The organism is Shewanella sp. MF05956 (genome assembly GCF_059758055.1).
The window spans coordinates 1-644 of the sequence record NZ_JCAYNV010000051.1; the positions used below are offsets into that span (position 1 = coordinate 1).

The 644-nt window shown below is 45.0% G+C and carries 1 protein-coding gene; it reads left to right on the forward strand.

What is annotated here, in order from left to right; genetic code table 11:
• Positions 1-585: EF-Tu C-terminal domain-related protein (locus tag AC19MX_RS21100; RefSeq protein WP_498299773.1), on the forward strand; the 585-nt coding region annotated here is incomplete at its 5' end.
• Positions 586-644: the final 59 nt, after the last annotated feature.

Below are 644 nucleotides of genomic sequence, written 5' to 3' on the forward strand. Positions count from 1 at the left end.
CCAGAGCCAGAGCGTGATATCGATAAGCCATTCCTACTACCAATCGAAGACGTATTCTCGATTTCAGGTCGTGGTACAGTGGTAACTGGTCGTGTTGAGCGTGGTATTGTACGTGTATCTGACGAAGTAGAAATCGTTGGTGTTCATGCAACTACTAAGACAACATGTACTGGTGTAGAAATGTTCCGTAAACTGCTTGACGAAGGTCGTGCAGGCGAGAACTGTGGTGTGTTATTACGTGGTACTAAGCGTGATGACGTAGAACGTGGTCAAGTACTAGCTAAGCCTGGTTCAATCACGCCACACACTACATTCGAATCAGAAGTGTATGTGTTATCAAAAGAAGAAGGCGGACGTCACACTCCATTCTTCAAAGGTTACCGTCCACAGTTCTACTTCCGTACAACAGACGTAACAGGCACAATTGAGTTACCAGAAGGCGTAGAAATGGTTATGCCTGGTGATAACATCAAAATGGTAGTTACCCTGATTTACCCAATCGCGATGGACGACGGTTTACGTTTCGCTATCCGTGAAGGTGGCCGTACAGTTGGTGCTGGTGTAGTAGCTAAAATCATCGCGTAATAGCGACTTTAGTGAACACTGAAAAAGGAAGCTTCGGCTTCCTTTTTTGTTTTTAGGAA